Raw genomic sequence first — 26685 nt, 5'->3', positions numbered from 1 at the left:
ACTCGTGAGAGATCAACCATGGCGCCGCTGCTCCCCCGCAAGTAGGCTGCGCAGATCCGCCACGGGCATTGGGCGGGCGAAATGGAACCCTTGCAGCACGGTGCAGCCAAGTCCGCGCAAAACCTCCGCATGATCGCGCGTCTCAACGCCCTCGGCGGTGATGCCGATGCCAAGCGATTGGCCGATTTCCACAATCGACGCGACCAGTTTGCGCGCGGAGTCAGATCTGACAACAGGTTCAATCAGTTGTCGGTCGATCTTCAAGCGATCCGGGCGCAAGGTCACAAGGCTGACAATCGAGGTGCGTCCGGTGCCGAAGTCATCAACCTCAATCGGAATTCCCATCTCGCGCAGCCCGGTCAGATTGGCCTCCATCTCGGGCGTGAGTTCATCAAGATAGATCGACTCGAGCAGTTCGAAGGAAACCAACTCCCGGTGCGCGCCAATATTGCGCGCAGCCTCCAAGAAGCTCGGGTCTTGCAGGCGCCGGGCCGAAACATTGAGCGAAAGCTTGGGGATCGTGAGCCCCTCGGTTTCCAGCCGCGCCAAATCCTGCAACGCGGCTTGCATGCCGATACTGTCGAGCGTGGCGACAAGGTCCAGATCCTCGGCCATGTCCAAGAACTGCGCGGGGGACAGGATGCCATGATCGGGGTGGTTCCAGCGCAGCAGCGCCTCTACCCCGCAAAGGGCAAAATCGCTGGCTTTGAATTGCGGCTGATACCAGACTTCAAACCGGCCCGAACGGATGCCTTCGCGAATATCCTCGCCAAGGCGTTGCTTTTCTTCCTGGCGGCGTTGCAGCACTTCGCTGAATTGGGTGACCCGACCACGGCCGTTGCGCTTTGACTCGTAAAGCGCGAGATCGGCCTGATAGAACAATTCATCGGCACCAACAGTGCCGGTGTTGAGCGCGATCCCGACCGAGGCGCCAATCTCGACCTCGCCACAGTTTAGCGTCACCGGGCGAGAGAGCGCTGCGATGATCCGGTCTCCCATCGCATCCAATTCCCACGGATGGGTGCCGGGCGCGGCCAAGATCAGGAATTCATCGCCGCCGACGCGGGCTGGGAAATCGCCGCTGCGCAAGACCCGCTTAAGCCGCCGCGCCACCTCGATCAGCAATTCATCGCCTGCCGAATGGCCCATCGTGTCATTGACCTGCTTGAACCGATCAAGGTCGATATGCACGAGCGCTGAGGGGCGGGTTTCGGCATTTTGCTCCGCCTCATCCAAGCGGCGCTGCAGATAGCGCCGGTTCGGCAAATCGGTGAGCGCATCATGCAAGGCGTTATGTTCGGTTTCTGCGCGCGCTTGGGCCAGTTCGGCTTCCGACTTTTGCCATTCAAACAGCCAGTCGATCTCGTTGAGGCCCATCGTCAATTCGCGCGCCGCGATCATCGCCTCGGGCTCCCAAGGCAGCGCACGATCGCGCACGCTTTCGCGCCACAGATTGAACGAGCCACGCGGGTGCAACCGTTCGCCCTCGGTTTCGGCGGTTACACGTTTGTAGGGATCGCCCGCCCAATGCAGGTCGGTTTCACGCGCGTTGCGCAGCAAGATCAGATCGTAATTGCACTGGCGCGGTTGGTAGATCAGCGCGCCCGCCGCCGCCTCGCCAAGTTGCTCTGACAGATCGGGCCAAAGCCCGGCGGCAAAATGGGTGGAGAACCCATCGCGGTCGACCCCATTCCGATGCGCCTCAAGCCGGTTGCGCAACGCGGCCATCAGCGGTTTGTCGGGCAAGTCTCCAAAGCTATAGTCGCGCCCATCAAGCCGATAGACCATGCCGTCGCATTGCATCAGCGCCAAAAGATCGGTGGCTTGATCGCGCAAGAAGGCATCAAACCCACCGGATTTTGGCCCCTGCAAAAGTGTGTTGCGCAATTTGCGCAGGCTTTGGCGCACATGATCAATCGCTTCAGCTTCGGACCGTTCGACCAAGCGCGCGATTGTGCTTGAGACCGCCTCGGCAAACAAACGGCAGGCCGAAGACCGCCCCGGCGTGAGCCGATAGGGGGCCGAATAATGATGGCAGGCCAAAAGCCCCCAGAGTTTGCCACGCACAATCAGCGCGAGCGTCAGCGTGGCACAAACCCCCATATTCGAAAGGTATTCGAGATGCACCGGCGAAACACCGCGGATCGAACAATCCGACAAATCGTAGGGTTGGCCCGTGCTTGGATGCAGGGGCGGCACAATCGCGACAGAGGCAGAGGCGACATCAACCACCGGCCGCACCCGGTTGCGCAAAAACAGCGCGCGCGCCTGTTTGGGGATGTCGGAAGAGGGGAAGGACAGCCCTTTGAAGGAATGATCCACATGGGGCGCGAAGGTTTCGCCAATCACCTCGCCATTCCAGTCGGTGTCGAAGCGGTAGAGCATCACCCGGTCGTAGCCGGACAATTCATGAAACCGCCGGGTGACGACCGTGGCCAGATGGCGCAGGTCTGCCTCATCCGCGCGGGTCAAACGATCGGTGATTTCACTGATTTCGGTAAGCGCTTCGCCCACACCAAGGCCAAAGCCGACCACGTCATGATCGGCGCCTTCGTAGGTGTTGATTTCGACCCCCAATAACCCATCGGTGCGGAGCAGGCTGACCCAATGTTCCTGTCCGGTCTTGAGCCGAAAATAGCCAGCATTCATGGGCATTTGCCCTGCGGCAATTGCGCGGATCGTGGTGGCGTCGCGGATTGTGAAGAACCGCTCAACCGGGGTGCCCAAAAGCGCGCTGGCAGAGGCGCCAAAAAGGGGCTCTAGGTTGTCACTGGCGGCGGCAAGTGCCCCTTGGTCGGGGTCGAAAAGCAGCAAGATCGAGGCAGATTGAATGGCCCCCGGCGCGTGAATCGGTTCTTGCTCGCACTTCACCAAATCAAGTGCGCTTTCCTTCAACTCATTCATAATCTTAACCTTTGCACCGAATAACCTACCCGGACTTTTCACCGGGTAAGTTTGATGCAAGGGAGCAAATAAATCGTTAGGCTGTGCGGAATTTATTGCCCGGAAAGCGGGTTGGAGAAGGTGACCACATGCACAAGCGCGGTCTCCGGATCGTTGCACAGATCGTCATTGCCTTCAGAGAAGATGCGCAGCTCTTGTCCGCCGCTGCCGTGGTAGACTGGGCAATTGTCGCGGATTTCGCGTTGGATCGGTATGTCGCTTGCCAACAGCGCATTTTCGGCAGCAGCCATGCCTTTCACAAAAGAAACGCTTCCGCTCATCACGCTGCACCACATTGGAAAGCTGTCGCTCGTGGGGGGCAGGGCGATCACCGCGCCATCGGGGCTTTTGAAGGCCAAGGAGCCAAAATCGGGGTCTTCATAGCTGCGCCAGCCCGCTTCCTCGAACCGATCTTGGGCGAACCAAGGATCGGCGCCAAAACGTAGGCACAAATCGACCGCCTCGGCAAAGGAACTGGCGGGGGTCGCCTGCGCGACCGCCGGGGGCAAAAGGCCCGCGCCAAGAAGCGCAAGGGCGAAGCAAAACCGTTTCATAAAATCCTCCCGCAATAGAGGCGCGCGCCCCGGTCGTTTGGGGCGCGCGTCTGGCATTTAGCCGCCGCAATAGTAGCGGATCACGCAATCCACACGCGATCCGGTGCAGATGTAATGACCGTTCAGGTCATAATAGTTCATCTTGCCCGTGTATTGGCCCGCAGAATTATGTTGGTATTCGGACCAAAAGCGGACCTCATTGCCTGCGTTGCAGTGGATGCATGTTTTGCCATAGCCCTGCGGGCCGGGCGGGGAGGAATGCCATTCTATCCCGTTACACTGGTTATAGACGCCACCGCTCAGCGCCATCGCTTGGGGCGCTGCCAGAGCGGCGCAGGCGAGTGCCAAGCTTGCGAGCGATTTTTGAAAGTATTTCCGTGGCATGGTCGTCCTCCTCAAATCTTCGTTGGGCGTATAAAAAGACATGCCCTGAGACCGACTTTTGGAGCGAGGGCACTGTTGTGCCAGACTAGGAATCACTGGTTAACGTTGGGTTCCCTTGTGCCGATGCGTGCCACCTTGTCGCAGCCCAAAGGCCCCAAGCAAAAGTTAGAGCCCGCCCAAGACCCAATTCGCGGGGGCAGGTAAGCGCCAAAGTGCAAGCGCCCCTAGGGTAATTTCCAACAGCCCAATCGCGCTATTGAACTGCCGCGATGGGTCTGCGTCGCGTTCCAGCTTTGTGCCGCAGGCCGGACATTGATAAATTACCACGCGGCCATGCCCACCCCAGCCACCGCCGGTGACCATTTCGACGGGATCGGTGGGCGCGCCGCAGTCGGGGCAGGGGGGCTGTTCCGTCATCCGCTTTTCCCCTTAGCGCGGCGCATACAGCCCATCAGAGCCCATTTTCCAAATCTCTGACCAGCCGGAGTTTTCGCACAAGATATCATGCCAGCCATGGTGCTGGTCTTTCAGCACTTGGAAGGTCACTTCGCATTGCATCGTGCCGACGGGCGAGAGCGCGCGGCCATTGTCCAGCATCACCACATAAACGGGGCGCGGCCAGCCGCCCATATTATCGATGATGGAGTAGACCTTGGCCTCGGCACCTTGCGGAAAATCGACCCCTTCAAGCCCCGGCCAACCCACATAAAGCTTGGCCTCAGCCGGCGAAAATTCCGCCATGCCAGCGGTGGGCGCGCAAAGCGCAAGCGTGGCGGCAAGCAAAATGGCGGCGGGTTTTGCAAACATGATGAGGCCTTTGGTCTGAAAGTGATTGGTCGAAATTAGGACCAGCAGCCGTAAAGGGCGCGTAAAAAAGCAAGCCTGCGCGCGATTTGACGCGGGTCTTACTACGCGAACTAGCCAAAATGCAGGCTTTTCACCTCTTGATAGTCCTCAAGCCCCTGCATCCCGCCTTCGCGCCCATTGCCAGAGGCTTTGTAACCGCCAAAGGGTGTGCCCCAGCCAAGGCCGCCGCCATTGATATGCACCGCCCCTGCGCGCAGCCGCCGCGCCACCCGTTCGGCCCGCATCGGGTCTCCGGTTTGGATATAGGCTGCAAGGCCATAGTCGGTGGCATTTGCGAGCGCGATCATTTCGGCTTCGTCTTCGGCAGGCAGGATCGACAGCACCGGGCCAAAGATTTCTTGGCGCGCGATGGTCATCTCGGGCGTAACATCAGCAAAGACGGTCGGGCGCGCATACCAGCCGTGCTCCAACCCCTCGGGTTTACCAAGCCCACCCGCCAAAAGCCGCGCGCCTTCATCAATCCCTTTGGCAATGAGCGCCTGCACCCGGTCCCATTGTAGCTGATCAAACAGCGGGCCAAGGTGATCGCCCTCTTGCTTCGGGTCGGAGACCTTGATGGCCTTTGCGGCGGCTTCGGCGATTTCAAGCACCTCGTCATAACAGGCGCGCTCGACAATCAGCCGGGTCGGGGCGTCGCATGATTGCCCGGTGTTGAGGAAGCACTCCGCCACCGCATAGCGCACGCGTTCTGCCAGCGCCGCGCCGCAATCGGCAAAGACAAGATTGGGGCTTTTACCGCCGAGTTCGAGCGTGACCCGTTTGACGGTTTCCGCCGCCGCTTTGGACACCGCAATTCCCGCACGCGTTGAGCCGGTGAATGAGACCATCGCCAGCCCTGGATGGGTCGAAAGCGTCTCTCCCACCTCTGGCCCGGTGCCGTGAATGAGCGCAAAGGCCCCCGCAGGCACGCCCGCCTCATGCAGAATTTCGGCGTAAAGCTGCGCCGAAAGCGGCGTGTGTTCCGATGGTTTGAGAATGACCGGGCAGCCGGTGGCGAGCGCGGGCAGCACCTTGAGCGCGATTTGGTTGATCGGCCAATTCCAAGGCGTGATCGCGCCCACCGGGCCGATCGGCTCACGGGTCAGCGTGTCGCCATTTGGCAAAGTCCAGCGCTCGTCTTGTTTGGCGAGCGCTTCGATGAAGCCATCGGCATGGCCAATGCCCGCTTCGGCTTGCATCGCGCGCGCCATCGAAATCGGTGCGCCCATCTCATGGCACATCGCCCAAGCCAAATCCTCTTGCCGCGCGGCGGTGCCCAAGCGGATGCGGCGCAAAAGCGCCAATCGTTCGGCTTTGGGCCAGAGGCCGAATTCCTCAAAGGCGCGGGTCGCGACGTCTACGGCGCGATCCACATCTGCGGCGGTGCCCAAAGCGACCGTGCCAATTTTGGCGTTTTGCGCGGGGTCCATGATTGGCATGGAACCGCCTCCCAAAGGCTCAACCCAAGCGCCATCAATATAAAAACGCTCTGCGTTCATCGTCATGAGTGGGTTCCTCGCTCAAACAGGCGTGCCGCGGATCGTGCAGACCTCATGATAGATCGCCGCTTGTGGATCTGCATCCATCATCGTTTGTGCCGCCCGCGCGGTGAGCGGTTCGGCTCCCGCCGCATCGCGGTAAAAAGCGCAACTGAAAGCCTCATCAAAACCGGTGCCGCCAAGCGCCTTTTCCAGCGCCACAAAGAAGGAAATGTCGGTCCCGGCATGTTGCTCGACGATCTGGGATTGTAGCTTTTCGGGGCGGTAGCCGTTGGCTTCAAACATATCGCACAAGACGGGCACGCCAACACGGGCCCCGAAATTCAAGATCACCTCGGCCCTTGGCGCACAGGCACGCAAGCGGCGCAACAGAGCCTCGTTCAAGCCCAGCCCAACGGTATTGAAGGGAAATTCCTCAAAGTCGGCCCAAGGGTAGTAATGCGCGATATGGTCATCTTCGCGCACATCTGCCGCCACGCCCAATTTGGTGCGATGCGCGTTGCGGAACGCCTCAAACCGCGGATCGCCCGGGCAGGCCACTTGTGGCAGGCAGCCGATCACCACATCCGCCTGTTCCACCTCGGCCAGAGCCTCGGGCGTGTCGATCAGGCTCACAGCCCCATGCACGGGCTGAAACCGATGTGCCGCGCTTGGCGCCAGGGTCAGCACGTTATGGGCAGATAAATCGGCCATGCGCGGATCAAGATCACTGCCCGAAACGCGGGCCGCGCCGCAGATTGTCAGCAAGAAAGCGGCATTCGCGCCCGTGCCGATCCCCACCTCATAGATGCGCTTGCCGTGCAGGTTCGCCCGTTCCAGCGCGCGTTGAAAGGTTTGTGTCCATGGGTCGCGCGGATCAAAAGCAAATTCAGGCGCATGCGCGGCGGTGGAAGTGTTTGCGTCGGAAAGCTGAGGTTCGGTCATGTGTGAATGGCTCATCTGTCTTCCGTCATAAGGGTCCAAAGTGCCGCCCAAGCGGCGGGGCGGCTCTTAGTCGAGCACCATGAGATTGCGCGCCGCGCCGCGCAGGCAGTGGTCAGAGCGCATCGCGGCGGCATAGCCTCCCGCATTCAGGAGCGCGATCACATCACCCTCTTCGGGCGGCGGCATCGGGTGATCTTCGGCCCATTTGTCGAGCGCTTCATTGACATTGCCGACCACGGTAAAACGGCTCGGCGGCGCCTCGCGCGGCACGGTGGGGACAGGTTCACAGGGCAGGTCGTAAAAGGCAGGCTCCATCGCCAAGTTGAACCCGGCATCAAGGCCCAAAAACTCCACCGTTTTGCGCCGTTCGCGGTAGGTGACGGAGGCCAAAAGCACGCCCGCATCCTTGACCAGAAAATCTCCCGGTTCGACGGCAACCGTCAGCCCCGTGCCACCATAGGCTTGCGCGATGGTATGTGCCCAATGATCAAGGTCGAGCGGCCTGTCAGAAGCGCGATGTGGCACCCCCAAGCCGCCGCCGATATTGACTTCACTCAGCCCCGGAAGCTGTTCGGTGAAGCGGCGGCTTTCTTGCAGCACGGCGGCAAATTGCGTCATCTCGCGATCTAGGTAGCCACAGCCCGCGTGGAAATGGAGCCGCGTGATTTTGAGCCGATGGCGCTTGGCAATCTCAATCGCCTCCGGCAACCGATCCAGATAGATGCCAAATTTCGTCGCTGCCGCCCCGCTATACTGCAGCATCTGACTGCCGCCATAGCCGATGCCGCGGTCTGGGTTGATCCGCAGCCCGACTTTGCGGCCCGGATGCGCGCGGCCAAAGCGGTCGAGCGCGGCAAGCGCATCAAAGTTGATGGCGATCCCTTCAAACCGCCCCAACATCTCAAGATCGGCGGCACTGAGCGAGGTGCCCGTAAACGAGATATCTTGCTCACGAAAGCCGCAAGAAAGCGCATATATCAACTCTTCGGGAGAGCAGACATCGGCCCCGCACAGCCCTTGCCCCGCAAGGTAGGATAAAAGCTGGGGCGTGCGGTTGGCCTTGATCGCGTAATAAAGGTGATGGTCCAGCCCGACACGGTCCAAGGCGCGGTGCAAAAGCCCTGCCTTCTGCGCCACACGCCGCGCGCGGATCACATAAGTCGGCGTGCCGAGCTTGCGGGCCAAGGCCGCCAGATCGGTGCTGCCCAGATGCAGCCGTCCGCCCCGATAGGCCAAATCTTCGCGTTGCCACCAAGGGGCGACGGTCTTTTGTGCGCGGTTTTCCGGGGCGATGTCGGTGTCAGCCATGTCGGAGCATTCCTTTGCCGGCTTTCGCCAATGCGCGACGGTCTTGGGTGGAGTAGACAAGCCGGATATCGGTCGGGTCATGCTTCAGGCTGTGCGCGATACGCTCGGGCGCGTTGCAGTGACGGTCGACCAAAACGTCAAGCGGCAGGCCACAATCTTGGCGCCCGACGACGGCTTGTTTGATGCGCAACACCGTCAGCGGTGCCGAAAGCCCGCGGCAATCAATGAAGCTTGTTGGTTGGCTCATATCTTGTCTCCTTCGCACCGAGGGGGGAGCGGTTTTTGGGCTCAGATCTTGCCCGCTTTTTGATCGGCTTCGGCGCGGTCAAGCGCCTCCGACAGGATCGCAACAATCCGGTCGATATCGCTGCGCGTGATAATCAGCGGCGGGGAGAGGATGCAGAGGTTTTCATAGGGCCGCACCAGCAGCCCCGCCTCTTGGCAATAGCTGTCCACCCGCTGCGCAAGCGCCATATTGGCGGCCGTTGGCCCCACCTCTTCGCCCGTCCAGCATTCGACACAGGCCATCAGATGGTCGCCGCGCACCGTATAGACGATGTCTTTGCCGCGCAGCGCGCGCAGTTTGTCGATGAAATAGGGGCCAACATCGCGGACATGGCCGCAAATATCCTCGCGCTCCATAATCTCGATATTGGCAAGCGCAACCGCGCAGGCGACCGGATGGCCCGAATAGGTAAACCCGTTTGAAAAGACAGGCTTATCGGCGGGGGCATTGCGCGCAAGCGCTGTGGCAATACGGTCCGAGATCAACACCGCGCCCAGCGGTTGATAGCCCGAGGAAAGCCCCTTGGCGGTGATGATCATATCGGGCGCGAGGCCAAAGCGGACCTCAGAAGCAAAGAAATACCCTAGCCGGCCAAAGCCCGTCACCACCTCATCCGAGATGTAAAGAATGCCGTATTTGTGGCACAGATCGCAGGTGGCTTTTTGATAGCCCACCGGCGGGGTCAGCACGCCGCCAGACGCCATGATTGGTTCGGCAATGAAACAGGCGATGTTTTCGGGGCCGATGCGCGCAATCTCCGCCTCCATCTCAGACAGCAGTTCTTGCAGTTTGGCTTCGGCCGAGATGTTGGAGCGGTCCGGGTCATATCCGGGGCTAGAAAGGTGGTGCACGAACTCGGCCTCATAATGAAATAAGGTCCGATCCGCCGATTTGCCCGAAAGCGATTGCGTCAGATAGGTGCCGCCATGATAGGCATTGATGCGAGAGAGCACATGGCGCCGTTGCGGCTGGCCTTGCGCGGCGAAATGATACTGCGCGATGCGGATCGCCGATTCCACGGCGGTCGAGCCGCAGGTGGTGAAATGCACCCGGTTCAAATCCCCCGGCGAAAGCTTGGCGAGCTTTTCTGCCAAACGCGCAGCAGGCTCGCTCGAAACATCGCCAAAGGGGGTGTAATAGGCCATCTGGCGGGCTTGATCGGCCATTGCCTCGGCCAATTCTTCGCGGCCATAGCCCAAGGTCATGCACCACATACCGCCAATCGCATCGAGGTAGCTTTTGCCCGCGCTGTCGCGCACCCGCACGCCCTTGGCGGAGTGGATCACCAATGCGTCTTGCGTGCCTAAACTGCTGAGATCTGCCCAAGGGTGCAGCACGTGACGCGCATCAATCCTTGGGACCGGACGGGACTGGAGCTTTTGCGTGGTCTTATCTGGGGCGGTTTCAGCCAACAAATCCATGAAGGTTATGCCTCCTGGTTTCGCGCCGAGGCGCGATTTCGGTGAAGTCTGGCCCCTAGGGGCCCTCTTGGATTGGTGCGGCCGTGCCAGCGCCTTTGCGCCAACTGCGTCACGGCTCGATGACCAAGGGCCAAAGCCGATCCAGACGGACCGCGCCCAAGGAGCGCGCCAGACAACGGCGGGGGCGCTTGATGCCCGCAAAACTCCTCAGATATCTGAATACTTCATCGCACAAACGGGCCCACAACTAAACCCATCGGAACAGATTTTTTCGAAATCCGACGCAATGCCTCCCAAAAACGGCATATTTGCCTGTTCAACAGGCAGTCATCCGGAGGCGATATCGCGTTTAAGAGGCTGGGGTCGTGGTTCTGAGATAATGGTCAATCGGGGCAGGGCGCCCGTAATGATAGCCTTGCAAGAAATCCGCCCCGTTGATGCGCAGCCGCGCGGCATCGGTTTCGGTTTCGACCCCTTCGGCGACGATGCTCAGCCCCATCGCGCGGGCAAGACCGATGATCGAACGGATCATCCGCATCCCGTCTTCCCCCTCTTCGATCGCGCGCACAAAGGACCGGTCGATCTTCAGCGCGTCAAAGGGCATCCGCATCAGATAGCCGATTGACGCAAAGCCGGTGCCAAAATCATCCAGCGCGAGGGTGAAGCCATTGGCGCTGAGCGTGATCAGCTCTTGCGAGATGGTGACATCGTCGCGCAGCACGATTTGCTCGGTCACCTCGACCTCAATCCGCTCCGGCGAAATGTCATGGGCGCGCACATAGGCGGTGAATTTCTCTGCAAAGCCACGGCTCATCAATTGTGTGGGGGAGACATTGATACTGACCTTGGCGTCTTTGAGCAGCTTCATATCCTTGCAGATATGATCAAGCAAAACCCACCCCAGTTGCATAATGAGCCCGCTGGCTTCTGCCACTTTGATAAACTGATCCGGTGGGACTTGCCCCAATTCTGGCGAGAACCAACGCGCCAGCGCTTCATAGCGCAGCGGGCCATCCCCCCCTTTTGCGGGCAGGATCGGTTGGTAATACATGGTGAAACCGCTCCCATCCGTCAGGGCGCGGCGCAGTTCTCGCTCGATATGCTTGTGGTCGAGGTCTTCGCTTTCCATGCGCCGGTCGTAGCGGATTACCTCCAGCGTCTCGCGCAGCTTGGCGGAATACATCGCCCGGTCGGCACGGCGCAAAAGCTCCTCGTGATCCATCGCTTGGCGATCATCGAAGGCAAGCCCTTTGGAGGTTTGCACCTCAAAGCTGACGCCGTGGCAGATGATCGGCGTATCTGAGAGCCGCTGCAGCGCAAGGCATTTGCGCGCGACGATCTCTTCGAGCCCTTCGGGGGCGGCGCTCACCACAAAAAACTCATCACCGCCATAGCGTGCAACAAAGGTATGTTCGTCACGCAGTTCATTGAGCCGTTTTGAGAATTCTACCAAGAAAGCGTCACCGCCCAAATGGCCAACGGTGTCGTTGATCACTTTGAAGCGGACCAAATCAATGGCGATTACCGCGCATTGCTGCTCGGCCTGTTTGCGTAATTTGCTTAAGTGCTCGCGCATAGCATAGCGGTTTGGCAAGCCGGTCAGCGCATCGCTGCGCGCGCGCCCAGAGGAAATCGCCTCACGTTCGATCAGCACCGCCGCTTTTGAGCGCAGCAGCATCGCCGCCCAGTAGGACATGATCACGAACACCACGCTAAAGGCCCCCATGATCGGGAACATCTTCCAAAAAAGTTGTGTGCCCGGCTGCGGGGGGGACCAGCGCATCCAGGCGACAGGTTCGCCGGTCACGCCAGCCAGGGTGGTGAACACCGTATCTTTGGGAGGTGGCTCAGGCAGAACGTCCAGCCCGCTGATGGACAATTCCTGCTCCATATCTTGGAAGCGGTCTTTTTCCAAAATCTTGCCGATCACCGCAATTGCGGCACTGTTCGGTTGCACCTCGGCCAGCAATTGAGCGTTTTCCGGCAGCAGATAAGAGGCCGAGAACATCACCGGCATCCCATCGCGCATTTCAAAGAAATCAAAGGTTTGCCGTTCGGAACTATCGAGTGTTGGCACCACCGCGCGCAAGGCGGCGCGGGTCTGGGGGCTTAAAAGGCCGCCTTGCGGCGCAAGGCCCGCCCCGGCTTGCCACGACACAGGCGCGGGCAGTGGCCCGTCGAACAATTCCGCATATTGGAAGACATCTCCCCGATGTGCGGTGATGCCGTAATTCGAAGACAAGCGATCCGTCGCGCGGTTTTGGGCCGCCAGATAAAGATCGGTCCAGTTATGATAATCCCCCGCCAAAAGGGAGACGGAATCTTGCAAGCTATGCACCCGACCGATCACCCGTTGCGAGGAATCTTCAATCGCATTGGTATCCATCGTCTGGCGCACAGACAGAAGCGCGAGCCACAACACCGCCAACACCGCGAGCAAAACCGCTGTTACAAGACCAACAATTTGCCGAGGAAGGGTGTTGCTGCTCATCAGGCGGCAACCCTGTGCATTAGGGGTCCGTGCATTAGAGGCCCGTGAATTAGGGGAGCGGGAGCGGTATCGGCAAAGCCGAGCACGCAGACATGAGCATAATTGCAGGTCAGTTCGGTGCCTGCGGGCAGATCGCGCGCCGCAATCATTTCCTCGCCGCAGTCAATAAGGCTTGGGGTCTCGGAATGGTTCATGAACATATCCCCGTCATTTCCAAGCCGAAACACCTGAAGATGTGGGATAAATTCGGCATGATGCAGCACGGTTTCCACCGCTTCCTCGGGGAAATGCGCCAATGCGCTGGCCGGGATGTCCACATCGAACATCGGGTCATACCTCCAGACCGTATTGCCCGCGCGGATGGGTTCCCTGGTGAAAACACCCAAACCGTGGATGGGGCTTTGCGAGACATAGTGGTTCACTAAGAGCATCGTGCGACCTCTTGGTTAATTTTTCGTTTACGATTTCAGGCTTCGGTTTCCATGATCACCACGGCAAAAAGCGCGGCGCCAAGCCCAACGATTTGTCTAAGGGAGAGGGTTTCGCCAAAGAAGGCGACGCCAACGGCCGTGAGCCCCAAGATCGTGGCGGAGCTGTAAAGAACGGCAATTTGGGCGAGGTTGTGGGTCTGCATCAAGAAGACCCATCCAAGCGCGGTGACGGCATAAAGCACGGTGCCCGCAGCAAACCAAGAGGTCGTAAAGGGCGCGGTTTTGATCGCCGCAGATTTCAACGCATAATCGCCAAGTATCGTGAAAGCAACAATGCCCACGAGTATCAGGTAGGATCGCATGACGCAGATTTCCCTACATCGTTTCCATTTTAGAATTGCACATTGAAAATGCGACATACCTGCTTGCCGGCTGCTTAATGCGACAAGGGAAAATCATTAAAGTTAATGGTAAATGCCAATCGCCCCGGCGCGAGGTCGGGGCGAGAAACGTCGTCGTATCGGTCTTAGGATTAAAGCGGCTGGCAAGCGGCCTTGAGCCAATCGCGGGCCGGGGCCGAAACCAACGGGCCGATCCGGGCAAAGACCCCGGCATGGTAGGTATCCAGCCAGTCGCGCTCGGTGGCGCTGAGCCGCTCCACCACAATCAGGCGCCGGTCGATTGGCACCCATGTGAGCGTGGCAAAGGCCAAGTGATCGCGCCCGTCGCCCAGTTTCGGCGCGGTTTCGACCAAGATCAGGTTCTCGATCCGGATGCCCCAATGCCCTTCGCGGTAATAGCCCGGCTCATTGGACAAAATCATTCCCGGTGCGAGCGGCACATCAGAGATGCGCGAAATCCGCGCTGGGCCCTCGTGCACGCAAAGCGCCGCGCCCACACCATGCCCGGTGCCGTGGTCATAGTCATAGCCTGCGGCCCAAAGCGCGCTGCGCGCCAAAGCATCCAGATCGCGCCCCGCCAAGCCTTTGGGGAAGCGCGCGCGTGAAAGCGCAATCATCCCTTGCAGCACGCGGGTAAAGGCCTCTGCCGCGCCTTCGGGGGGCTGGCCTATGGCGAGTGTGCGGGTGATATCGGTCGTGCCATCGGGATATTGCGCGCCGCTATCAATCAACAGCAATTCGCCTGCATTGACGGGGCGGTTTGTTGGCTCGGTCACGCGGTAATGGACAATCGCGCCATTGGGCCCCGCGCCGCAGATCGTGTCAAAGCTGATATCGAGCAGTTGACCCGTGCCGCGTCGCGCATTTTCGAGCGCCTTGACAACATCAATTTCGGTCAGCCCGCCTTGCGGGGCAGCATGATCGAGCCAGCACAGAAACTCCACCAGCGCAGCCGCATCGCGGATATGGGCGGCTTTCATCCCGGCCACTTCGGCGGCGTTTTTGCAGGCTTTGGGCAGGATGCAGGGATCTTCGCCCCAAATCACCGCCACTTCGGCCTCTTGCAATTCGCGGCCCACCTGATGCGGTGCAGAGCCCGGATCGACCAGAACCGGCCCGGTGAGCGAGCGCAAACCTGCCTCAAAAGCGGAGATCGGGCGCAGCGTAACCTCGTCGCCCAAATGCGCTCTGACCTCTTCTGAAAGCTTCGTGCCCTCAACGAAAAGCGTCAGATGGCCATTGGCATGCAGCACCGCGAACGCCTGCATCACCGGGTTGCGCGGAATATCGGCCCCGCGAATGTTCAAAAGCCAAGCGATGCTGTCGGGTAGCGTCAGCACCGCCGCTTCGGCCCCAAGCTCCGCCAAAGCCGCCCCCAGACGTGCGCGCTTTTCGCCACTTGTCTCACCAGCAAATTCCGGCGGATGAATGCGCGCGGGCGCGAGCGGCGGGGCAGGGCGGTCGGACCAAATCGCGTCGATCAGATTGGCGCTCTCCGCAAGCTCAATCCCGCTGCCCTCCAACGCGCGGCGCAATTCGTCGATCTCGCGGCGCGTGTGCAGCCAAGGGTCAAAGCCAATGCGCCCCCCTTTGGGAAGCTGTTCAATCAGCCAAGCCGCCAGTTTGATTTCGGGCCAGTGCACAGGAGTAAAAGCCGCCAAATCCACCTCGGCGCGCACCTGCACCCGGTAGCGGCCATCAATAAAGACCCCGGCCATCTCGGGCAGGACCGCACAAAACCCTGCCGAGCCGGTGAAGCCCGTTAGCCAACCAAGCCGCGCATCGCAATCGGCCACATATTCGCCCTGATGCGCATCGGCGCGCGGCACAATGAACCCGGTCAGCCCGGCGTGCGTGATCGCTTCGCGTAGCTGTTCAAGCCGCGCGGGGCCATGTTCTGGCGCAGAGCGGGTGGTGAAATCTTGAAACATATGTCCCCCGAAGGCTGGGTCAGATCGCCTTTTTCATCCCCAACACCCGGGCACGGGCGCGCGGATCATTGTCAAAAAGCGCGGCGAGTTGTTCGGTCATTGCGCCCGCCAACTGCTCGACATCGGTGATGGTCACGGCGCGGCTGTAATAGCGCGTCACATCATGGCCGATGCCAATGGCAATCAGTTCCACCGCGCGCTTACGCTCCACCATTTCGATCACGTCGCGCAGGTGTTTTTCGAGATAGATCGCGGGGTTAACAGACAAAGTTGAATCATCGACCGGCGCGCCATCGGAAATCACCATCAAAATCTTGCGCGATTCCGGGCGCGAGACGGCGCGTTTGTAGGCCCATTCGAGCGCCTCGCCGTCGATGTTTTCCTTCAGCAGGCCCTCTTTCATCATCAGCCCAAGGTTTGACCGCACACGCCGCCACGGCGCATCGGCCCCTTTGTAGATGATGTGGCGCAGATCGTTGAGCCGACCGGGGCTTTGCGGGCGCCCTTCGGCCAACCATTTCTCGCGGGCTTGGCCGCCTTTCCACGCGCGGGTGGTGAAGCCCAAAATCTCCACCTTGACCGAGCAACGCTCCAGCGTGCGGGCCAAAACATCGGCGCAGATCGCGGCAATCGAAATCGGGCGGCCCCGCATCGAGCCGGAATTATCCAGCAGCAGCGTCACGCAGGTATCGCGAAACTCGGTGTCTTTTTCGATTTTGAAACTGAGCGGCGTGGTCGGGTTGGCCACCACACGCGCCAAGCGGCCTGCATCCAACTGGCCCTCTTCGCGGTCAAACTCCCACGAGCGACTTTGTTGCGCTTGTAAGCGCCGCTGCAGCTTGTTCGCCAGCCGCGCCACCGCGCCTTTGAGCGGTTCGAGTTGCTGGTCAAGGTAAGCGCGCAGCCGTTCCAACTCGGCCGGTTCGGCCAAATCTTCGGCGCGGATTTCCTCGTCAAACTCGGTGGTGAAGACGGTGTAATTCGGGTCGGCCTGCGAATGCGGCGGGGGCGGCGGGGGCTCAAGCGGCGCATCCGCTTGTGGCATCTCCACCTCTTCGCCCAGTTCTTGGTCCGACAGGTCGTCTTGGCTTACCGTCGTTTGGGTTTGGTCTTGCTGTTCTTCTTGGCTGCGCTCGGGCGTCGACTCGCTGTCATCCTCGACCTGCTCATCTTCATTGCGGTCTTGGTTTTGCGCCTCGGGATCGTTTTCGCTTTCGTCCGCGTCGCTGTCGTCATTGTTGGGCTCATCCGGGTCATCGCCCAGCTGATCGGCATAGCCCAGATCGGCAATCACCTGCCGCGCGAGCCGCGCAAAAGCGGCCTGATCGGCGAGCACATGATTGACGTTTTCAAGGTCTTTGCCCGCGCTGTCTTCCAAATAGCCGCGCCACAGATCAAGCACATGATCCGCCGCCGCAGGCAGTTTGCGCCCGGTCGCCAGTTCGCGCACCAAATAGCCCGCCGCCACCGGAAGCGGCGCCTCGGATTGGGTGCGTATTTGGCCGTAGCCTTTCCGCTCCGCCTCATGGCCGATTTTGAAATCGATATTCGTCAGCGTGCCGGGCATGTCGCGCGCGCCCAAAGCCTCACAGCGCGCGGTCTCCATCGCCTCAAACAGGCTTTTCGCCATATCGCCGGTGGGCGTGTAGCGCGCCGCGACCTTGGCATCATGGTGACGTTCGCGCAGCGCCAGCGCATCACCCGTGCCGCGCGCGAGCATGATCTCGTCGCGCGTCATGCGGCGGCTCACCTGCGGCAGCCGCATCGCATCGCCTGACACCCCCGAGGGGTCAACCGTATAACTGACCTTCATCTCTGGCGCATCGGCGAGCGTCTTCGTGGCCTCGGCGAGGGCCTTTTTAAACGGATCGGCGGGGTTTTGCGTGGGCTTCGTCATAGTGCATGTAAAGCACCGCCAAGCCGCGCCGTCCAGCGGCACAATGCGTGCGCAAGCAAGATCTTGTGAAAGCACGGAGGCTGTTCATATGCGCGCAGAACCTTGGCTTTTCTTCGCGGCATTGTGCGCCATATTTGAGGAAAGCCACACCGGACAACAGAGGTTCCTATGTCTGCTCAACTCAAAATTGCCGTGATCCTGTCGTCGACCCGCCAAGCGCGCTTGGCCGACAAACCCGCGCAATGGTTCTTGGATTTCGCCCGCGCCGAGCACCCTGAAATCACCTTTGAACTGGTGGATCTGCGCGATTTCAACCTGCCGTTCTTTGACGAGGTCGCGTCGAACGCTTGGGCGCCCTCGCAATCGCCCGAGGCGGTGAAGTGGCAACAAAAGATTGCCGAATTTGACGGCTACATTTTCGTTACCGCCGAATACAACCACTCGATCACCGGCGCTTTGAAAAACGCGCTGGACCAAGCTTACGTTGAATGGGCGAAAAAACCGATGGGCGCGGTGGGCTACGGCGGGCTGGGCGCCGGGCGCGCGATTGAGCATCTGCGCGCGATCGCGGTTGAGCTGCAAATGGTTCCGGTGCGCAATGCGGTGCACATTGGCGGGGGCGATTTCATGGCGATTTCGCCGCTTGGGGCCAATGGCGAGATGTCGGAAATTGCCGGCCATATCGAAGGTTCGGCCAAGGGCCTTCTGGCCGATATCGCTTGGTGGGGCGCTGCCACCAAAGCCGCCCGCGGCTAAGTTTCAAACCCACTCACGAAACGAAACGGCGCGCCCAAGGGCGCGCCGTTTTGAGGTTCTCCGTGGGCATCGTTTAAGACGAAGTAGATTACATCGGTCAGCCTCAGCGAGCGTGCCACCACTTCTTTGTAGTCTTTTCGACGTCCATTTGAACTTTGGCTATTCTTTGGCCTTCTTCGGCTTCGTCTGTGTGCTCGTAAAGGTGGCGCAAGAGTTCTGTGCGAGTGAGTTCTAAGCTAAGCCCATCGATATTTAGAAGAACGGCCGTGATCCCCCAGCCGATTAAACCTCCGAATATTGCGCCACCGAAACCATCGAAGGCAAAGAACCCGGAAACCGCGAGAGATGGAACCCAGAGTAATCGTTCAGTTAGTTTTGGGCGCCTCTCATGGAGGCGCCTAAACAGTTCTGTGTGATACTCAACCGCGGTTTGTCTATCCATCACCGTCCCGCGATAACCGCCGCCGATTCCGGCAGTTCTTCATCGAACAGGCGCTGGTAGAACTCGGCCACGGTGGCGCGTTCCAACTCGTCGCATTTGTTCAGGAAGGTGAGGCGGAAGGCATAGCCCACATTGCGGAAGATGTCGGCGTTTTGCGCCCAGGCAATCACCGTGCGGGGCGACATGACGGTGGACAGATCGCCGTTCATAAACGCCGTCCGCGTCAGGTCGGCCACGGTGACCATTTGGCTGATCACCTTGCGGCCTTTTTCGGTGTTGTAATGCGGCACTTTCGAAAGCACGATCGCCGCTTCCGCATCATGGCTGAGGTAGTTCAGCGTCGAGACGAGCGACCAACGGTCCATCTGGCCTTGGTTGATCTGTTGCGTGCCGTGGTAAAGCCCGGTCGTATCGCCCAGACCCACAGTGTTCGAGGTGGCGAACAGTCGGAAATAGGGGTTTGGCGTGATCACTTCGTTTTGGTCAAGCAGCGTCAGCTTGCCATCGGCCTCCAGCACGCGCTGGATCACAAACATCACATCGGCGCGGCCCGCATCATATTCATCAAACACAATCGCGGTCGGGTTGCGCAGGGCCCAAGGCAGGATGCCCTCGTGGAACACGGTGACTTGTTTGCCATCGACGAGCTTGATCGCGTCTTTGCCGATGAGGTCAATCCGGCTGACGTGGCTATCAAGGTTGACCCGCACGCAGGGCCAGTTCAGCCGCGCCGCAACTTGCTCGATATGGGTCGATTTGCCGGTGCCGTGATAGCCCTGAATCATCACGCGGCGGTTGTAGGCAAAGCCCGCCAGAATGGCCATCGTGGTGTCAGGGTCGAATTTATAGGTCGAATCAAAGTCGGGCACGCGGTCGGTGCGTTCCGCGAAGCCCTTGACCTTCATATCGCTTTCAAGGCCGAAGACCTCGCGCAGATCAATCTCTTCAGTGGGCTTGGCAGTGGTATCGAGCATCTCGGCGTCCTCTTGATCGGGTTAGCGATTTGTGGCGCATCGCAAAGGGCCGCGCAAGGGGGGGGATTGTAAGGGGCACAGGCCAAACGGCTTGGCTTGCCTTCACCCCTTCGTTCCTTGACCCTAGGGCCGGGGCGGTGTTTTGTGGCCGCGCGCGCTTTTCAGAACGGAATTGAGATGCAGGCTTACGAATACAAAGTGGTGCCCGCGCCGACACGCGGCGAAAAAGGGCGAGGGCTGAAAACGGGCGCGGATCGGTTTGCCAACGCGCTCAGCCGGGTGATGAATGAAATGGCGGCAGAGGGCTGGGACTATTGCCGGGCCGAAACGCTTCCCGCCGAGGAACGCTCCGGCCTCACCTCCAAAACCACGGTCTATCACAATATGCTCGTGTTCCGCCGGGTGGTGGAAAACGCTCCGCCGCGTCGCGCCCGCGCTGAAATTGTGGATGAGGCGCCCGAGGGTATGGAGGCTGTGGAAGACGAAATGCCCGCGCGCCGGGGCGGTTTGCTCAGCACCAAGGTCCCCGAGGGCCGCGCGCCGCGTCTTGGCCCCGCCGAGGAGGCGGAGGAGTAAGCGCCCTTTCGCCCTTTATGGCATCCTATTTGCGCATTTTATCCCCCGCCGGGGGAATTGCGAGTGATGCGCCCCCTTTGCGAGGCTTCCCTATCAGCCCGGGGCAGCCGGGCCCACAGCCGCGAAGGAAGCGCCACCATGTTCGATCTGCTTGAGACGTCCTACGATTCCACCCCCGAAGATGACGGCAAAGCGCCGGTGATCTTGGTGGGGATTGATGATCTGCGCCACCCGGAGTTGCCGGTCTTCCTTGACGACGTAGCGGAGAGCCTTTTGGCAGGCGCGGAGGATACGCTGGTCGCAAAGTTGGGCGCAAATCCCAGTTTTGCGGCGCTGATCGAGCTTGTCGCTGCCGCGCAGGAGATGAAAGACGCCGCCACCGATCTTTTGACGGATGGCAATGGGGAAATTGACGAGCGCTTAATGGCCGTCGTCAATCAGACCCTGAAAGAGGCCGAAAGCATCGTCAGCTTTAGCAAAAGCCTGCAAGACAGCGTCAACAAAGTTCGTGATGCGGTGTCGCGCACGGGTGGCGAAGGCGGTTCCGATGGAAGCTCCGACACGGCCGCGAGTTCCGTGACCTATTTTTCCTACACAGAGGACTATGATCTCAGCGCTGATGTGTTCGACTTCGGTGAACTTGCATTCGCTCCCACAAAGGATGACGGCGTCGATTGCCCCTCGCTGAAGAAATAAGCGCGCCGCTTCGTTGTGTGAAAGCCATGGGGCCACGCCAAAGGGCGCGGCCTCATTCGCTTACAAGGAAGCATCATCGCCCGACACGTGATTTTGGTTGATGGCGCATTGACCGTTCTTGCCGCAGCTGCACGGTTTGCTCTTGGCCTCCGGGCGAAATGCTCTATCCTCTCCCCCCTCGAGTCGGTCAGCTGCCACAAGAGCCGCGCCGAGGAAGTGAATTTGCGAGGCCCCATGAGCAAGACCGACCCTTTCGGCTTCAACATCTCCGCCGCTGCTGACAAACAGCGCCGCACCAAGGGCAAGCGCGGCATGTCGGGCGCGTTCGAAACCTCGACGCGCAAATGTGACCACCCCGACTGTAACGAGCCGGGCAAATATCGCGCGCCCAAAAGCCCCAAAGTGCTGGATGACTATTTTTGGTTCTGCAAGGACCACGTGCGCGAATACAATTTGAAATGGAACTATTTCCAAGGCCAAAGCGAAGAGGAATTCCAGCAGTTCCTCGATAGCGGGAATGTCTGGGAACGCCCGACCAAGCCCTTTGGGCGCTCGAAAGAGGAAATGGGCTGGGCGCGGCACGGTATTACGGACCCGATGGAACTACTGGGCCAGAACGCGACGCAAAACCCCGGCCGCGCGGCGGTGGGGCGCAAGCTGCCGCCCACCGAGCGGCGCGCGCTTGAGATCTTGGATGCCAAGGATACGATGACCAAGGCCGAGATCCGCAAAAGCTACAAAGCGCTTATCAAGGTGCTGCATCCCGATATGAACGGCGGCGACCGCAGCCAAGAGGAGCTTTTGCAGCAGGTCGTTTGGGCGTGGGATCAGGTCAAGGACAGCCGCAACTTCAAGTAAGGGTGGCGGGCCGGGCAGGGGGCTGTCTGCCCCCTCGGCCTAACGGCCTCACCCCCGAGGATATTTGCACAAAGTCGAAGACGCAAAAGCAAAGGGCGCCCGTGGGCGCCCTTGTGTGTTTGGGTTGGCGGGCTGCGGCCTAGCCCTGCGCCTTGGCTTCTTTCTTCACCTGTGCGCGGCGTTGGTGCAGCACCGGCTCGGTGTAGCCCGAAGATTGAATACGCGCGAGGAACACCAGATCACAGGCGGCTTGGAAGGCGAGCCCGTCATAATTGGGCGCCATCGGGCGGTAATGCGGATCATGGGCGTTTTGCCGATCCACCACTTTCGCCATTTTGCGCAAAGCCTCCATCACCCGGCCTTCGCTCACAAGACCATGATGCAGCCAGTTCGCGAGCGCTTGCGCGCTGATGCGCAAAGTCGCGCGGTCTTCCATCAGCCCAACGTCGTGAATATCGGGCACTTTGGAACAGCCGATGCCTTGGTCCACCCAGCGCACCACATAGCCCAAAATGCCTTGGGCGTTGTTCTCGATCTCGGTGGTGATTTCCTCTTCGGAATAGTTGCGCCCGGCGGCGAGCGGGATCGTGAGCAGATCTTCCAGCCGTTCGGGGCGGGCGAGCGCCGCAATCTCGCGTTGGCGCGCCTTCACATCAATGCGGTGGTAGTGTGTGGCGTGCAGCGTCGCGGCGGTGGGGGAGGGCACCCAAGCGCAGTTCGCCCCCGCCATCGGATGGGCGATCTTTTGGCTCAGCATCTCGGCCATATTGTCGGGCGCGGCCCACATGCCTTTGCCGATTTGCGCGCGCCCCGCGAGCCCGCATTTCAGCCCAATATCGACGTTGCGATCTTCATAGGCCGAAATCCACGGCTGCGATTTCATCTCGCCTTTGCGCAGCATCGGCCCGGCTTCCATCGAGGTGTAAAGCTCGTCGCCGGTGCGATCAAGAAAGCCCGTGTTGATAAAGGCGACCCGGTGTTTTGCCGCGCGGATACATTCCTTTAGGTTGACCGAGGTGCGGCGTTCCTCATCCATGATCCCCAGTTTGACGGTGTGCAGCGGCAGGCCGAGCACCTCTTCGACATGGGCGAAAACGGCATCGGTGAAGGCCACCTCTTCGGGGCCATGCAACTTCGGTTTCACCACATAGACCGAGCCTGTGGTGGAGTTGCGCGCGCCGTCTTCTTTGCGCAGGTCGTGCAGCGCGCAAAGCGTGGTGACCATTGCATCCATCAGCCCTTCGCAGACCTCGCGGCCATTGCGGCAGCGGATTGCGGGGTTCGGCATCAAATGGCCGACGTTGCGCACCAGCATCAGCGCGCGGCCCTTGAGCGTGACCGTGCCGCCATCGGGCGCGGTAAAGGTCAGATCGGGCGAAAGCGCGCGGGTGAAGGTTGTCTCGCCCTTGGTGACGGTTTCGGTCAGCGTGCCCTGCATCAGGCCGAGCCAGTTGCGATAGGCATGCACCTTATCGTGGGCATCAACGGCGGCGACGGAATCCTCGCAATCCATGATCGAGGACACGGCCGATTCCAGCTTCACATCCGCAACGCCGGCAGGGTCTGCCGCGCCAATCGGGTGGCTCGCATCAATCACAAGAATGATGTGCAGGCCATTGTGTTTGATCAAAATTTCTGTTGGGGCTTCGGGGTCGCCGTTGTAGCCCGCCAGCTGCGCGGGGTTGGCAAGGCCGGTTTCTTCGCCCGCGACCTCGGCAAAGAGCCCGCCATCATGGAGGCGCAGTTTTGAGGCCCCCGCCCAAGAGCCCGCCACCAGCGGGCAGGCGTCATCGAGGAACTTCTTCGCCCAAGCGATGACTTTCGCCCCGCGCGAGGGGTTGTAGCCCTTGGATTGCGGCGCTTCGCCCAAAGCATCGGTGCCATAAAGCGCATCATAAAGGCTGCCCCAGCGCGCATTGGCGGCGTTCAGCGCATAGCGCGCATTGGTGATCGGCACGACAAGTTGCGGGCCGCAAACGGTCGCAATCTCGGGGTCGGTCTCGGGCGTCTCAATGGTGAAATCGGGGCCTTCGGGGATCAGATATCCGATCTCTTCCAAAAAGGCGCGATAGGCGCGGGCATCATGGCCCTTGCCGCGATGGTGCAAATGCCAATCGTCAATGCGCGCCTGCATCGCCTCGCGCTTTTCCAAAAACGCGCGGTTTTTTGGCCCAAAATCGTGGATCAGTCCGGACAGACCCGCCCAAAACCGTGCTGGCGTCACGCCAGAGCCGGGCAGCGCCTCGGTTTCGATGAAGTCGGCCAATTCCGTGGCGACCTGCAAACCTTCGCGCTCGACGCGTTCTGTCATTCTGCCCTCCCTGTTCGTTCGTTGCGCGGTATCTTGTGCTTCAAGCCGCCTCTGTCCAGCGAAAAGCGCATTGCTGCGTTGCGGCGCACTGGCGGTGCGCAGGGTCTTGCCGCTGCCTGCTTGGGGGCCTAGCTATGGGATAACGACAGCACGAGGACCCCATGGACGGCGTGACCCTTCTTTCCGATTACAAACCCTATCCCTATGAAATTGAAAAAATTTCGCTGGTGTTCCAACTGACGCCAGAGGCCACAAAGGTGCGCGCGACGCTCGCTATGACCCCGCGCGACGGCGTTGCAGACCTGCATCTTGATGGCGAGGATTTGAAGCTTTTGCATGTGGCGCTCAATGGCGCCCCGCTCGCCGCCGAGGCTTACACGCTGACCACGACCGGGCTGACCATTCCCGCAAGCGCGCTGCCCGAAGGGGCGTTTGAATTGCAAACCGAGGTGGAGATTGCACCCGCCAAAAACACCGCGCTTGAGGGGCTTTACATGTCAAACGGCATGTATTGCACGCAATGCGAGGCCGAGGGTTTTCGCAAGATAACCTTCTACCCCGACCGCCCCGACGTGATGACCCGGTTCCATGTGCGGATTGAAAGTGACCTGCCGGTGCTGCTTTCAAACGGCAACCCGGTGGGGCAAGGCGCGGGCTTTGCCGAATGGGATGACCCCTGGCCGAAGCCTGCCTATCTGTTTGCGCTTGTCGCGGGCGATCTGCGCGCCACCTCGGGGAGCTTCACCACCGCTTCGGGGCGCAAAGTGGACCTCAATATCTGGGTGCGCCCCGGCGATGAAGACCGTTGTGACTTCGCGCTGGCGTCCCTGCAACGCTCGATGAAATGGGATGAAGAGGCTTACGGGCGCGAATATGACCTTGATCTGTTCAACATCGTTGCGGTCGATGATTTCAACATGGGGGCGATGGAGAATAAGGGGCTGAATATCTTCAACTCCAAGCTTGTTCTGGCCAGCCCCGAAACCGCGACCGATACCGATTACGAGCGGATCGAGGCGGTGATCGCGCATGAATATTTCCACAACTGGACCGGCAACCGGATCACCTGCCGCGATTGGTTCCAACTGTGCCTGAAAGAGGGGCTAACGGTCTACCGCGACCAAAGCTTTACCCGCGATGTGCGGTTGGGCGCGCTCAAGCGCATTGATGACGTGGCGATGCTGCGCGCGCGCCAGTTCCGTGAAGATGCGGGGCCGCTTGCGCATCCGCCGCGCCCGTCGAGCTACCGTGAGATCAACAACTTCTACACCGCTACCGTCTATGAAAAAGGCGCTGAGGTGGTGGGGATGCTGGCGACGCTTTTGGGGGCCGAGGGCTACCGCAAAGCGCTGGATCTTTATTTTGACCGCCATGACGGTCAGGCCTGCACGATCGAAGATTGGATCAAGGTTTTTGAAGATGCCTCTGGCCGCGATCTGAGCCAGTTCAAGCTTTGGTACACGCAAGCGGGCACCCCGCATCTGAGCGTGTCAGAGCAGTTTGAAAACGGCACCTATACGCTGACCTTTGAACAGGTGACTGCGCCGACGCCGGGCGAACCGGAAAAGCCGCCGCGCCATATTCCGATTGCGGTGGGGCTCTTGGGGCAAAATGGCGATGAGGTGGTGCCGACCCAAGTTTTGGAAATGACCAAGGGGCGGCAAAGTTTCACCTTCACCGGGCTTGCGGCTAAGCCCGTCCCCTCAATCTTGCGCGGCTTCTCTGCCCCCGTGGTGTTGGAACGGGAAACAACGCCCGCCGAGCAAGCCTTTCTTTTGGCCCATGACACCGACCCGTTCAACCGCTGGGAAGCGGGGCGCAATTTGGCGCGCGACACGCTGATGGCGATGGCGCAAGGGGCCACCCCCGCGCCGGATTATCTTGAGGCTGTTGGTCAAATGCTCGCCGATGGTGCCGTAACGCCGGGCTTCCGCGCCGCATGTTTGCGCCTGCCGGGGGAAGATGAAATTGCCGCAGCACTCGCCAAAAAGGATGTCGTGCCCGACCCGGACGCCATCCGCGCCGCGCGCCGCGATCTGATGGCCACCTTGGCACAGCGCCATGAAGCGGCCCTTGTCGCCGCCTATGAAGGCAGCGCCGTTCCCGGCCCCTATAGCCCCGATGCCGAACCCGCTGGCAAACGTGCCCTGCGGCTTGCGGCACTGGCGCTCCTTTCCACGCTGGATCAAGGCAGCCGCGCGAGCGCGCTTTACGCCGAGGCCAGCAATATGACCGAGAGCATCGGCGCGCTTGGGCTTTTGGTCGCGCAAGGCGCGGGCCAAGCGGAACTCGCCGCTTTCGCCGCGCGCTGGGGCGCTGACCCGCTCGTCATGGACAAATGGCGCTCGGTGCAAGCGATGCTCACCCCGCCCGAAAGCGCGGTCGAGGTGGTGACCGCCATTGCCGAGAGCGGCGCCTTTGAGTGGAAAAAACCGAACCGCTTCCGCTCGCTTCTGGGCGGTTTTGCGGCCAACCATGCGGGCTTTCACCGGGCGGACGGCGCGGGCTACGTGCTATTTGCCGATTGGCTGATCAAGCTTGACCCGCTCAACCCGCAAACGGCGGCGCGCATGTCCACCGCCTTTGAAACCTGGCGGCGCTATGACGCGACCCGCCAAGCCCATGCGAAAGCGGCGCTGGAGCGGATTGCGGGCACGCAAGGCTTGAGCCGTGATCTTTCGGAAATGGTCGGGCGGCTTTTGGGCTAAGCGCAGGGGGCAGCGCCCCCTCTACGGCCCCATACCGCGCGCCCGCCA

The 26685-nt window shown here is 60.4% G+C and carries 22 protein-coding genes; 5 read left to right on the top strand and 17 right to left on the bottom strand.

Annotated features, from left to right (window positions below; translation table 11 throughout):
• Positions 1-12: 12 nt before the first annotated feature.
• The 15 genes from CRO18_RS12905 to cobT form a co-directional block, all read right to left on the bottom strand.
• Positions 13-2904, bottom strand: coding sequence for an EAL domain-containing protein (locus CRO18_RS12905; protein ID WP_097082434.1), 2892 nt, complete (start codon positions 2902-2904; stop codon positions 13-15).
• 92 nt (positions 2905-2996) lie between these two features.
• On the bottom strand, positions 2997-3497 hold the full coding sequence (locus CRO18_RS12900) for a hypothetical protein (protein ID WP_097082433.1): 501 nt from the start codon (positions 3495-3497) through the stop codon (positions 2997-2999).
• Between the two features lie 57 nt (positions 3498-3554).
• Positions 3555-3881 (bottom strand): hypothetical protein, encoded by a 327-nt coding sequence (locus CRO18_RS12895; protein ID WP_097082432.1) that lies wholly within the window; start codon positions 3879-3881, stop codon positions 3555-3557.
• A gap of 165 nt (positions 3882-4046) precedes the next feature.
• A complete protein-coding gene (locus CRO18_RS12890; protein WP_097082431.1) occupies positions 4047-4298 on the bottom strand; it encodes a hypothetical protein in 252 nt (83 codons plus the stop codon).
• 12 nt (positions 4299-4310) lie between these two features.
• The gene (locus CRO18_RS12885) at positions 4311-4688 is read right to left on the bottom strand and encodes a hypothetical protein (protein ID WP_097082430.1); all 378 of its coding nucleotides are present in this window, start codon (positions 4686-4688) and stop codon (positions 4311-4313) included.
• 110 nt (positions 4689-4798) lie between these two features.
• A complete protein-coding gene (locus CRO18_RS12880) occupies positions 4799-6226 on the bottom strand; it encodes an aldehyde dehydrogenase family protein (protein ID WP_097082556.1) in 1428 nt (475 codons plus the stop codon).
• 21 nt (positions 6227-6247) lie between these two features.
• Positions 6248-7165, bottom strand: coding sequence for a hypothetical protein (locus tag CRO18_RS12875; RefSeq protein ID WP_212710125.1), 918 nt, complete (start codon positions 7163-7165; stop codon positions 6248-6250).
• 51 nt (positions 7166-7216) lie between these two features.
• Positions 7217-8458 carry a diaminopimelate decarboxylase gene (locus CRO18_RS12870; RefSeq protein ID WP_097082428.1) on the bottom strand — a complete coding sequence of 414 codons (1242 nt, stop codon included), beginning with the start codon at positions 8456-8458 and terminating at the stop codon, positions 7217-7219.
• Positions 8451-8705, bottom strand: coding sequence for a hypothetical protein (locus CRO18_RS12865; protein ID WP_076485458.1), 255 nt, complete (start codon positions 8703-8705; stop codon positions 8451-8453). The genes CRO18_RS12870 and CRO18_RS12865 overlap by 8 nt, the downstream gene beginning before the upstream one ends.
• Positions 8706-8746: 41 nt before the next feature.
• The gene (locus CRO18_RS12860; protein ID WP_097082427.1) at positions 8747-10165 is read right to left on the bottom strand and encodes an aminotransferase; all 1419 of its coding nucleotides are present in this window, start codon (positions 10163-10165) and stop codon (positions 8747-8749) included.
• A gap of 349 nt (positions 10166-10514) precedes the next feature.
• Positions 10515-12656, bottom strand: coding sequence for a bifunctional diguanylate cyclase/phosphodiesterase (locus CRO18_RS12855; protein ID WP_097082426.1), 2142 nt, complete (start codon positions 12654-12656; stop codon positions 10515-10517).
• Entirely contained in the window at positions 12656-13087 is a 432-nt protein-coding gene (locus tag CRO18_RS12850; protein ID WP_097082425.1) for an SET domain-containing protein-lysine N-methyltransferase, read from the bottom strand. The genes CRO18_RS12855 and CRO18_RS12850 overlap by 1 nt, the downstream gene beginning before the upstream one ends.
• A 35-nt stretch (positions 13088-13122) precedes the next feature.
• Entirely contained in the window at positions 13123-13449 is a 327-nt protein-coding gene (locus CRO18_RS12845; RefSeq protein ID WP_076485461.1) for a hypothetical protein, read from the bottom strand.
• A gap of 170 nt (positions 13450-13619) precedes the next feature.
• Positions 13620-15419: an aminopeptidase P family protein gene (locus CRO18_RS12840; RefSeq protein ID WP_097082424.1), complete on the bottom strand. Its 1800-nt coding sequence runs from the start codon at positions 15417-15419 to the stop codon at positions 13620-13622.
• A gap of 19 nt (positions 15420-15438) precedes the next feature.
• Entirely contained in the window at positions 15439-17316 is a 1878-nt protein-coding gene (cobT, locus tag CRO18_RS12835) for a cobaltochelatase subunit CobT (RefSeq protein ID WP_097082423.1), read from the bottom strand.
• A 168-nt stretch (positions 17317-17484) separates the two neighbouring features.
• Here cobT and CRO18_RS12830 point away from each other — a divergent pair, with 168 nt between their 5' ends.
• Positions 17485-18072, top strand: coding sequence for an NADPH-dependent FMN reductase (locus tag CRO18_RS12830; RefSeq protein WP_076485463.1), 588 nt, complete (start codon positions 17485-17487; stop codon positions 18070-18072).
• A gap of 441 nt (positions 18073-18513) precedes the next feature.
• On the opposite strand, the gene cobS is transcribed toward CRO18_RS12830, so the two are convergent.
• Entirely contained in the window at positions 18514-19488 is a 975-nt protein-coding gene (cobS, locus tag CRO18_RS12820) for a cobaltochelatase subunit CobS (RefSeq protein WP_076485465.1), read from the bottom strand.
• A 177-nt stretch (positions 19489-19665) separates the two neighbouring features.
• On the opposite strand from cobS, the gene CRO18_RS12815 reads away from it, so the two are divergent.
• The 3 genes from CRO18_RS12815 (at position 19666) to CRO18_RS12805 (ending at position 21618) form a co-directional block, all read left to right on the top strand.
• Positions 19666-20064, top strand: a complete 399-nt coding sequence (locus tag CRO18_RS12815; RefSeq protein ID WP_097082421.1) for a DUF4177 domain-containing protein — start codon at positions 19666-19668, stop codon at positions 20062-20064.
• Between the two features lie 63 nt (positions 20065-20127).
• Positions 20128-20760 (top strand): hypothetical protein, encoded by a 633-nt coding sequence (locus tag CRO18_RS12810; protein WP_170952667.1) that lies wholly within the window; start codon positions 20128-20130, stop codon positions 20758-20760.
• A 234-nt stretch (positions 20761-20994) separates the two neighbouring features.
• On the top strand, positions 20995-21618 hold the full coding sequence (locus CRO18_RS12805; protein ID WP_076485468.1) for a J domain-containing protein: 624 nt from the start codon (positions 20995-20997) through the stop codon (positions 21616-21618).
• A gap of 139 nt (positions 21619-21757) precedes the next feature.
• Here CRO18_RS12805 and CRO18_RS12800 read toward each other — a convergent pair whose 3' ends face one another.
• Positions 21758-23929, bottom strand: coding sequence for a malate synthase G (locus tag CRO18_RS12800; RefSeq protein WP_097082419.1), 2172 nt, complete (start codon positions 23927-23929; stop codon positions 21758-21760).
• A 161-nt stretch (positions 23930-24090) separates the two neighbouring features.
• On the opposite strand from CRO18_RS12800, the gene pepN reads away from it, so the two are divergent.
• Positions 24091-26637, top strand: coding sequence for an aminopeptidase N (pepN, locus tag CRO18_RS12795; RefSeq protein WP_097082418.1), 2547 nt, complete (start codon positions 24091-24093; stop codon positions 26635-26637).
• The last annotated feature ends 48 nt before the right edge of the window (positions 26638-26685 follow it).

It is taken from the genome of Rhodobacter sp. JA431 (assembly GCF_900217725.1).
Classification (GTDB): domain Bacteria; phylum Pseudomonadota; class Alphaproteobacteria; order Rhodobacterales; family Rhodobacteraceae; genus Rhodobacter; species Rhodobacter aestuarii.
The sequence above is the reverse complement of the archived record's forward strand: the minus strand, read 5'-3'. Positions and strand labels throughout refer to the sequence as shown.

Coding starts and splice junctions, on each gene's coding strand:
- CRO18_RS12905 (WP_097082434.1), bottom strand. CDS start 2,904: ATGAATGAGTTGAAGGAAAGCGCACTTGATTTGGTGAAGTGCGAGCAA.
- CRO18_RS12900 (WP_097082433.1), bottom strand. CDS start 3,497: ATGAAACGGTTTTGCTTCGCCCTTGCGCTTCTTGGCGCGGGCCTTTTG.
- CRO18_RS12895 (WP_097082432.1), bottom strand. CDS start 3,881: ATGCCACGGAAATACTTTCAAAAATCGCTCGCAAGCTTGGCACTCGCC.
- CRO18_RS12890 (WP_097082431.1), bottom strand. CDS start 4,298: ATGACGGAACAGCCCCCCTGCCCCGACTGCGGCGCGCCCACCGATCCC.
- CRO18_RS12885 (WP_097082430.1), bottom strand. CDS start 4,688: ATGTTTGCAAAACCCGCCGCCATTTTGCTTGCCGCCACGCTTGCGCTT.
- CRO18_RS12880 (WP_097082556.1), bottom strand. CDS start 6,226: ATGAACGCAGAGCGTTTTTATATTGATGGCGCTTGGGTTGAGCCTTTG.
- CRO18_RS12875 (WP_212710125.1), bottom strand. CDS start 7,165: ATGAGCCATTCACACATGACCGAACCTCAGCTTTCCGACGCAAACACT.
- CRO18_RS12870 (WP_097082428.1), bottom strand. CDS start 8,458: ATGGCTGACACCGACATCGCCCCGGAAAACCGCGCACAAAAGACCGTC.
- CRO18_RS12865 (WP_076485458.1), bottom strand. CDS start 8,705: ATGAGCCAACCAACAAGCTTCATTGATTGCCGCGGGCTTTCGGCACCG.
- CRO18_RS12860 (WP_097082427.1), bottom strand. CDS start 10,165: ATGGATTTGTTGGCTGAAACCGCCCCAGATAAGACCACGCAAAAGCTC.
- CRO18_RS12855 (WP_097082426.1), bottom strand. CDS start 12,656: ATGAGCAGCAACACCCTTCCTCGGCAAATTGTTGGTCTTGTAACAGCG.
- CRO18_RS12850 (WP_097082425.1), bottom strand. CDS start 13,087: ATGCTCTTAGTGAACCACTATGTCTCGCAAAGCCCCATCCACGGTTTG.
- CRO18_RS12845 (WP_076485461.1), bottom strand. CDS start 13,449: ATGCGATCCTACCTGATACTCGTGGGCATTGTTGCTTTCACGATACTT.
- CRO18_RS12840 (WP_097082424.1), bottom strand. CDS start 15,419: ATGTTTCAAGATTTCACCACCCGCTCTGCGCCAGAACATGGCCCCGCG.
- cobT (WP_097082423.1), bottom strand. CDS start 17,316: ATGACGAAGCCCACGCAAAACCCCGCCGATCCGTTTAAAAAGGCCCTC.
- CRO18_RS12830 (WP_076485463.1), top strand. CDS start 17,485: ATGTCTGCTCAACTCAAAATTGCCGTGATCCTGTCGTCGACCCGCCAA.
- cobS (WP_076485465.1), bottom strand. CDS start 19,488: ATGCTCGATACCACTGCCAAGCCCACTGAAGAGATTGATCTGCGCGAG.
- CRO18_RS12815 (WP_097082421.1), top strand. CDS start 19,666: ATGCAGGCTTACGAATACAAAGTGGTGCCCGCGCCGACACGCGGCGAA.
- CRO18_RS12805 (WP_076485468.1), top strand. CDS start 20,995: ATGAGCAAGACCGACCCTTTCGGCTTCAACATCTCCGCCGCTGCTGAC.
- CRO18_RS12800 (WP_097082419.1), bottom strand. CDS start 23,929: ATGACAGAACGCGTCGAGCGCGAAGGTTTGCAGGTCGCCACGGAATTG.
- pepN (WP_097082418.1), top strand. CDS start 24,091: ATGGACGGCGTGACCCTTCTTTCCGATTACAAACCCTATCCCTATGAA.